Annotated in this window: 5 protein-coding genes and 1 pseudogene; 1 reads left to right on the top strand and 5 read right to left on the bottom strand. The window is 57.4% G+C overall.

The genetic code is table 11. From position 1 onward, the window contains the following. The 4 genes and pseudogenes from ACESMB_RS13820 to ACESMB_RS13835 all read right to left on the bottom strand — a co-directional run. Nucleotides 1-414, bottom strand: a pseudogene (locus tag ACESMB_RS13820) (MSHA biogenesis protein MshJ); the annotation flags it as partial. Beyond that, complete coding sequence (locus tag ACESMB_RS13825; protein ID WP_372971849.1) at nt 411-1,925, bottom strand: PilN domain-containing protein; 1,515 nt, start codon at nt 1,923-1,925, stop codon at nt 411-413. The gene ACESMB_RS13825 and the pseudogene ACESMB_RS13820, both read right to left, overlap by 4 nt. 195 nt (nt 1,926-2,120) lie before the next feature. Continuing rightward, nucleotides 2,121-2,645 (bottom strand): single-stranded DNA-binding protein, encoded by a 525-nt coding sequence (gene ssb / locus ACESMB_RS13830; protein ID WP_372926601.1) that lies wholly within the window; start codon nt 2,643-2,645, stop codon nt 2,121-2,123. 58 nt (nt 2,646-2,703) lie between these two features. After that, entirely contained in the window at nt 2,704-4,074 is a 1,371-nt protein-coding gene (locus ACESMB_RS13835) for an MFS transporter (RefSeq protein WP_372971850.1), read from the bottom strand. A 194-nt stretch (nt 4,075-4,268) separates the two neighbouring features. Here ACESMB_RS13835 and uvrA point away from each other — a divergent pair, with 194 nt between their 5' ends. Next, nucleotides 4,269-7,094 (top strand): excinuclease ABC subunit UvrA, encoded by a 2,826-nt coding sequence (gene uvrA, locus ACESMB_RS13840; protein ID WP_372971851.1) that lies wholly within the window; start codon nt 4,269-4,271, stop codon nt 7,092-7,094. 226 nt (nt 7,095-7,320) lie between these two features. On the opposite strand, the gene rplQ is transcribed toward uvrA, so the two are convergent. Beyond that, on the bottom strand, nt 7,321-7,693 hold a 373-nt coding region (gene rplQ, locus ACESMB_RS13845; RefSeq protein ID WP_372971852.1), incomplete at its 5' end, for a 50S ribosomal protein L17.

The raw sequence follows: 7,693 nt of genomic DNA on the forward strand, positions 1-7,693 counted from the left end.
ATCCACACCCAGGAGTTCCAGTTCATCCTGTGCGGCAAGCATATCCCGCAACAGTACAACCATTGCCCGGGGCGCAATCAGACGCCCTGTGGTTTCAGCAAGCTCGTTATCCAGCCTCTCCAGCCTCTGCTGCCTGGCAGCCAGCCGGTCCCTTAACGCCTGCGACGGATCGGATGCCAACTGCTCTTCCAGCAAACTCTGCTGGTCAATCAATGAATCACGGGTGTCAGCCAAGGACACCTGGCGCAGACGTAACTGCTCGTTGCTGGCCGTAACCGGGGCGACTGCAAGCTCCCAGCCTGCGAAAAGGACCACCACAACTGCAGTCAAGGTCAGCAATACCCGTTCACGAATGGGGCGTTCATTGAACCATGCCGCGCCCTGGCCAATTTGCTGGCGGACTGCCGATGTCATCGTGAGCCCTCCCCGTCAGCACTCGTGGCAACCCGGAACTCGATCCGACGCCCGTCTTCTTCCCGGTCAAGCCGGAAGCTGCCGAAAGTCTTGCCCGCAAAGGCTGGCTCATCACCCAGTTTTTCTAGGTACACCGGCACAAGCCGGCCTGCCTGTGTTTTGCCTGCCAGGCCAACATCGCCCTGGCGTGCGTCAAGCCGGATATTCGTCAGCCACAGCCCCTGGGGTACCTGGCGCGCCAGGGCAGATAACGGGGCGGAGAAGCCGGCTGTTTCGGTGGCGATCAGGTTTTCCACCCGCTCCAGTAAACGCTGCCTGCGTGCCAGGGTGGCGGTCACACGCTCCAGGGCTGCTTCCACTTCCGGGTCTGGCTGACGGGCTTCCACCTCGTTCGTCAGTTGCTCCACGGAACTGCGGAGCTGTTCATTCTGTTGTTGCAGCGCTGTGGTGTCGGCATGCAGTCCCGATTCCTGGTACCGGACAACCCCGGCAGCGACAGCAATCGCAAACAGCGCAAGTACCAGAACTGCAAGGGCTTCACCTGACTGCAGCTGTTCTCTGCGGGGTCGCAGTTCGTCGGTATAGAGATTTACCTGCTGGACAAGCGCATCATCGCCCCCGACCGATATCAGACTGGCAGCCCAGGCAACCAGGCAGCGACTATCCAGGGCCTGATCAAGGCCGAATGGCGCCCAGTCCAGGGTTTCAACGCTGGCAGCCACGTAGGATGCCAGCATGGAGGAGAGGGGCAGAACATTGTCCCGGGCCACCAATCTGATTACCGCGGGCGGCACCTGACCCAGCTGGCTTTCGTAGTAGTCCAGGGAGCGCTGCATCTCCAGCGCCAGTGACTGAACCGCGTTTTCCTGACTTGATGCATCCCGCAGGTCATCGGAGGTGACGTCCAGCCGCCGGGACAGATAGAGAGTCTCGCCCTTGCATACGATCATCTGCCCGAACCGCTCGCGCAGATGAACCAGTGCCGCACCGCGGCAATCCGGATCAAGGCGGGGAACCAGGTTGCGTAACGCCAGCTCGGCGATATCGATAGAAATCAGTGTCAGGCCGCAGTTCTCGACCAGTGCCACCAACTCGCTGACCAGAGACTTGCGAGCAGCAACCACGTTCACGAGGTTTCCCCGCCCACGGGAGGCATCCTCAGGGAAGGGAAATACGTCGGATACCGCATCAGAAGGATTAAAATCCAGAAAATCCTTGAGCTTCCATTTCAGGGCATCGCCAAGCTCGGATTCATCAACGCCTTCAGGGCGCTCCAGTTGGAACACCTGGTACTGATCAAGCGGAAGCACCAGGGTGGTGTCTGCGCCGGACCAGCCACGTTCACTGGACAGAGCTCCGAGAACCTGTTCACGTTTTGCTGGAGGACAATCCAGAAAACCAGCCGAGCCCCCGAGCTCCGCCCAGGCGATACCGTCCGGGCGAACTTCCAGATAGAGACGTTGCCGCTTGCCGGAACGTCCCAGGAGCTTTTTTATTAAACGTGGGGCCACTAGCAAGCCTCAGTGCTTCGAAAAATACACAGATTTTACATCGACCTGCATAATAGTTGAGAAAGTGAACGTAATTCCATGTTTTCTTGTTAAATTTGACCTCTTTTTTGCAACGCTTTAACACAAAAGCCCCCGCTCAGCGGGAGCGTTGTCATAGTTGTCTGCTAAAACGTTACAAATTGGCTCAGGTGAACTCTAGAACGGTATATCGTCATCAAAGTCATCGACCGGCTCAGGCATGCTGCCCTGAGAAGGCTGGCTGTAACCACCACCTGACTGCTGCCCTGACTGGCTTGCGGCTGCAGGCGCTGCGTTACCGGCCTGTTGCGGGCGGCCCGCAGGAGCGCCCTGGCTGGCACCACCGCCTTCACCACCACGGCTGTCAAGCATCTGCATCTGGCCGTTAATATCGACAACCACCTCGGTGGTGTAAACGTCCTGACCTTCCTTGTTCTGCCATTTGCGGGTCTGCAGCTTGCCTTCAATATAGACCTTGGACCCTTTTCGCAGGTACTGGCCGGCAACCTCGGCGATTTTGCCGAACATCACGATCCGGTGCCATTCAGTTTTCGGCACCAGCTGGCCTGTCTGCCTGTCCTTGTAGCTTTCGTCCGTCGCAAGGTTCAGGTTCACCACCGCGTTGCCGTTCGGGGTATAGCGGGTGTCCGGGTCCTGCCCCAGGTTCCCGATCAGAATAACCTTGTTTACGCCTCGTGCCATGATCTGCTCCTGACTCTGTTTTCAGGGACAGCCTGCCTTCCCTGCAGGCCTCCGGTTTTCAAGAACTGCTACCCTGCCGGACAAATGAAAAGTCCGCAAGAGACAGTTCGTCGAATTTCTGACGATCCACCTTCAGGTAGGCCGTCTCCGCCTCTTCCAGGATAACCACATCCTGTACCCCGGGAAGCTTTCTCAGCGCATCGTCAATATCATCAAACTGGCTGTACGCCACATGTTGTAACTGTACCACGAAACTGGCTGTGTAACCCGGGCTCGGCATGGTCAGCGCCACTCCCAGCCAGAGCAGTAACACCACAACCATGAACCACAGCACTCCCTCCAGCCCCACGTATTCGAGTAGTATACCGCCCACAGCACCTCCCAGAAATGCGCCGAAGAACTGGGATGTGGAATACACTCCCATGGCCGTGCCCTTTGCCGCAGCGGGGGACTCCTTGCTCACCAGCGATGGCAAACTGGCTTCCAGCAGGTTAAAGGCCATAAAGAAGAAAAACAGCACACCCCATGCGGCCGCCAGACTCCCCGACAGGCCTGCGATACCAGCAGTTGAAACCGCCAGTAACGCAATCGCGCCACAGAGAATCGGCTTCATCCTGCGTGCTTTCTCGCCAATGATGATGAACGGCACCATGGCAAAGAACGATGTCACCATGACCGTCAGGTAAAACCACCAGTGGGATGATGACGGCAGTCCCAATCCGTCCTGCAGCAGTGTTGGAAACACCAGGAAGATAGCCGTCAATACCAGGTGCAGGGCAAAAATCCCGAAATCCAGGCGCAGCAGCCGCCGGTCCGAAATCACTTTGCCCAGCATTGCCCGGGCGGGGTGGGTATCGGCACTGGACTTGTGCTCATGGGGTGTCGGCACCAGGCGACTGACAATCACCATTGCCAATACTGCCAGCACAGTCGTGGTGTAAAAGATGCCAGAGAGGCCAAATGCCGAGCCCAGCAACGGGCCCAGAACCAGCGACACAGAGAAAGACAGACCAATGGAAATACCTACCGTCGCCATCGCCTTGGTTCGCTCTTCCTCGCGGGTCAGGTCACTGAGCAACGCCATCAGCACACTGGCGATGGCTCCTGCACCCTGAAGAATCCGCCCGGCGATTACGACGTATATGGAGTCTGTAGCGGCGGCCAGCAGACTGCCGGCGGCGAACAATACCAGGCCGATATAGATCATCCGTTTGCGGCCGACCCGATCAGACAGCATGCCGAACGGAATCTGCAACAACGCCTGGCTGAGCCCGTAGGCGCCGATGGCGAACCCTATCAGGGCCGGGGTTGCACCCTGTAAATCGCTGCCAAGAAGGACAAACACCGGCATAACCATGAAGAGCCCGAGCATCCTCATGGCATACACAGATGCCAGTGCTGCGACGGAGCGTCTTTCCAATGGATTCATGGGGTGCCTGACCTGATACGGGTTCCGGAAACTGGGTTCAGAAGAGCAGCCTGCCCTTCGCAAAATCGCTGCGCATTGTAACAGAAGCCATACAGGCAGGGCAGTTTGCATTTAACCGCCTGAAAGCGCCCCGGCCTTGGCCGGACGGACCCCAAACGCGGTATAATTTCCGTTTTTTCCAACAGCGAGGTGTTATGGACCATATCCAGATCAAAGGGGCGCGAACCCATAATCTGAAAAACATTGACCTGGATATGCCGAGGGACAAGCTGATCGTAATCACCGGCCTGTCAGGCTCCGGGAAGTCTTCCCTTGCGTTCGATACGCTCTATGCAGAAGGGCAGCGCAGATACGTCGAGTCCCTGTCCACCTACGCCCGCCAGTTCCTTTCGATGATGGAAAAGCCGGATGTGGACCACATTGAGGGTCTGTCCCCTGCCATTTCCATTGAGCAGAAAAGCACCTCTCACAACCCTCGATCCACAGTCGGCACCATTACGGAAATCTACGACTATCTACGCCTGCTGTTTGCACGTGCCGGCGAACCACGCTGCCCGGACCACGACCAGCCACTGGAGGCCCAGACTGTCAGCCAGATGGTTGACCAGGTACTGGCCATGCCGGAGGACAGCAAGCTGATGATTCTTGCGCCGGTGATCCGGGATCGTAAAGGTGAGCACTTGAATGTCATCGATACCATGCGCAGCCAGGGCTTTATCCGCCTGCGGGTAGACGGCCGGGTTTATGATATCGACGATGTTCCAGACCTCGACAAGAAACGCAAACACCAGATTGACGTGGTCGTGGACCGCTTCAAGGTGAAGCCGGGACTTGAACAGCGGCTTGCTGAAAGTTTTGAAACAGCACTGGGACTGGCCGACGGCATTGCACTGGTTGCACCCATGGACAATAAGGGCGACGAACACACCTTTTCCGCACGCTATGCCTGCACCCAGTGCGGCTATGCCATCAGCGAACTGGAGCCCCGGCTGTTTTCCTTTAATAATCCCGCCGGCGCCTGCCCTACCTGTGACGGCCTGGGCGTTAAACAGTTCTTTGACGCCGAAAAGATTGTCCAGCATCCCGAAGCTACGCTCGCCGAAGGTGCCATCAAGGGCTGGGACCGTCGGGCCGTTTACTATTTCCAGATGCTGACCAGCGTTGCCGAACACTACGATGTTGATGTGGATACGCCATGGGACGATCTGCCGGACAACTTCCGCCAGACACTGCTCTATGGCTCTGGCACTGAGGACATTCCCTTCCGCTACGTGAATTCCCGCGGCCACATCATGGAGAAGGCTCACCCCTTCGAAGGCATTCTCCCTAACCTGGAGCGCCGCTATCGGGAAACGGAATCACAGAGCATGCGGGAAGAACTTGCCCGCAATCTCAGCACTCAGCCCTGTAAGGAATGTGGCGGCTCCCGGCTACGGCGCAGTGCACGGCATGTATTTATCGAGAAAAACAATATCTCCGACGTAACACACATGCCCGTTGGTGATGCACACACCTACTTCGGGCAGCTTGCTCTTCCCGGTCGCAAGGGCGAGATTGCGGAGAAAATCCTCAAGGAAGTTCGCCAGAGGCTCCAGTTCCTGGTGAATGTCGGCCTGGAATACCTGACCCTCGAGCGCAGCGCCGACACACTCTCAGGCGGTGAGGCGCAGCGCATCCGCCTCGCCAGCCAGATCGGCGCCGGCCTTGTGGGCGTTATGTACATTCTTGACGAACCCTCGATAGGTTTGCACCAGCGCGACAACGACCGCCTCCTCGCCACGCTTTTCCACCTCCGGGATCTGGGCAACACCGTCATCGTTGTAGAGCATGACGAAGACGCCATCCGCGCGGCAGACCATGTTATCGACATTGGCCCGGGCGCCGGCGTGCATGGTGGACACATTATTGCCCAGGGCACTCCGGAGGACATTATTGCTTCGGAGGCGTCGCTCACCGGCCAATATCTGTGCGGCAAAAGAGAGATCGCCATCCCGGAGCAGCGCCACACCGGCAAAGGCAAAAGCCTGGTACTGAAAGGCGCCACCGGGAACAATCTCCAGGGTGGCACGCTGACTCTGCCCCTTGGTGTAATGACCTGCGTCACTGGCGTTTCCGGTTCGGGTAAGTCCACCCTGATCAACAGCACGCTGTATCCGGTATGTGCCGCGAAGTTGAACAAGGCGACCAGCCTTACCCATGCACCCTATGAATCTCTGAAGGGACTGGACCAGCTCGACAAGGTAATCGATATCGACCAGAGCCCCATTGGCCGCACGCCCAGGTCAAACCCGGCCACCTATACCGGCCTGTTTACGCCCATCCGCGAACTTTTCGCCGGGACCCAGGAAGCCCGATCCCGCGGTTACAAGCCCGGGCGCTTCAGCTTTAACGTCAAGGGTGGACGCTGCGAAGCCTGCCAGGGCGATGGCGTGATCAAGGTTGAAATGCACTTCCTGCCGGATGTTTACGTGCCCTGCGATGTGTGCAAGGGCAAACGGTATAACCGGGAAACCCTGGAAGTTCGCTACAAAGGCAAGAGTATCCACGAGGTGCTGGCCATGACCGTTGAGGAAGCCCGTGAGTTTTTTGACCCGGTTCCCTTTCTCGCCCGCAAACTGCAAACGCTGATGGATGTGGGATTATCCTATATTCGCCTCGGCCAAAGCGCGGTGACGCTCTCAGGCGGCGAAGCTCAGCGTGTCAAGCTGGCAAAGGAACTGTCCAAGCGTGATACCGGGCAAACCCTTTACATTCTTGACGAACCGACAACCGGACTGCACTTCTACGATATCCAGCAACTGCTGACGGTGCTCCAGCGGTTACGGGACCACGGCAACACCATCGTAGTGATCGAGCATAATCTGGATGTGATCAAGACGGCGGACTGGATCATTGATCTCGGGCCAGAGGGTGGTTCCGGTGGTGGCCAGATTGTGGCGGAAGGCACGCCTGAAGAGGTCGCAGAGGCCGAAGGTTCACATACCGGACGCTATCTGAAAGGAGTATTAGCCGGAAAATAAAAAGAGATGAGCCCCGGAGAAAACACCGAGAGACTGCACTACCGAAGCCGGAACGGCCAGGTGATGGAGGTAAGTTTTCTGGAGGAAAAAGGTGTTTGAGCGTAAGCGAGTTCTTTTTCTGAAGAAAACTTACCTCCATCACCTGGCCAGGCACCGAACCCCCAAAAGCCAGCCATAAAAAAACCGGAGCGATCAGGCTCCGGTTTTTTATGACTTGGCGAAGGGATTAATCTTCGCTTTCGTCAACTTCTTCTGCTTCGATGTCCAGCGGACGACCAACCAGCTCAACGAATGCCATGGGGGCATTGTCGCCAGCACGGAAGCCACACTTCAGAATGCGAAGGTAACCACCCGGACGCTCGTTGTAACGGGGGCCAAGCTCATTGAAAAGCTTGGCAACCGCCGCGTCGTCACGAAGACGTGAGAACGCCAGGCGACGATTCGCAACCGAATCATTTTTGGACAGCGTGATCAAAGGCTCTGCTACCCGGCGAAGTTCTTTCGCTTTCGGGAGCGTTGTTTTGATCAGCTCGTGTTCAACCAGTGACGCAGTCATGTTACGGAACATGGCCTTGCGATGCGCACTGGTCCTGCTGAAC

Origin of the sequence: Marinobacter sp. (genome assembly GCF_041686475.1) — a bacterium.
Taxonomy (GTDB): domain Bacteria; phylum Pseudomonadota; class Gammaproteobacteria; order Pseudomonadales; family Oleiphilaceae; genus Marinobacter.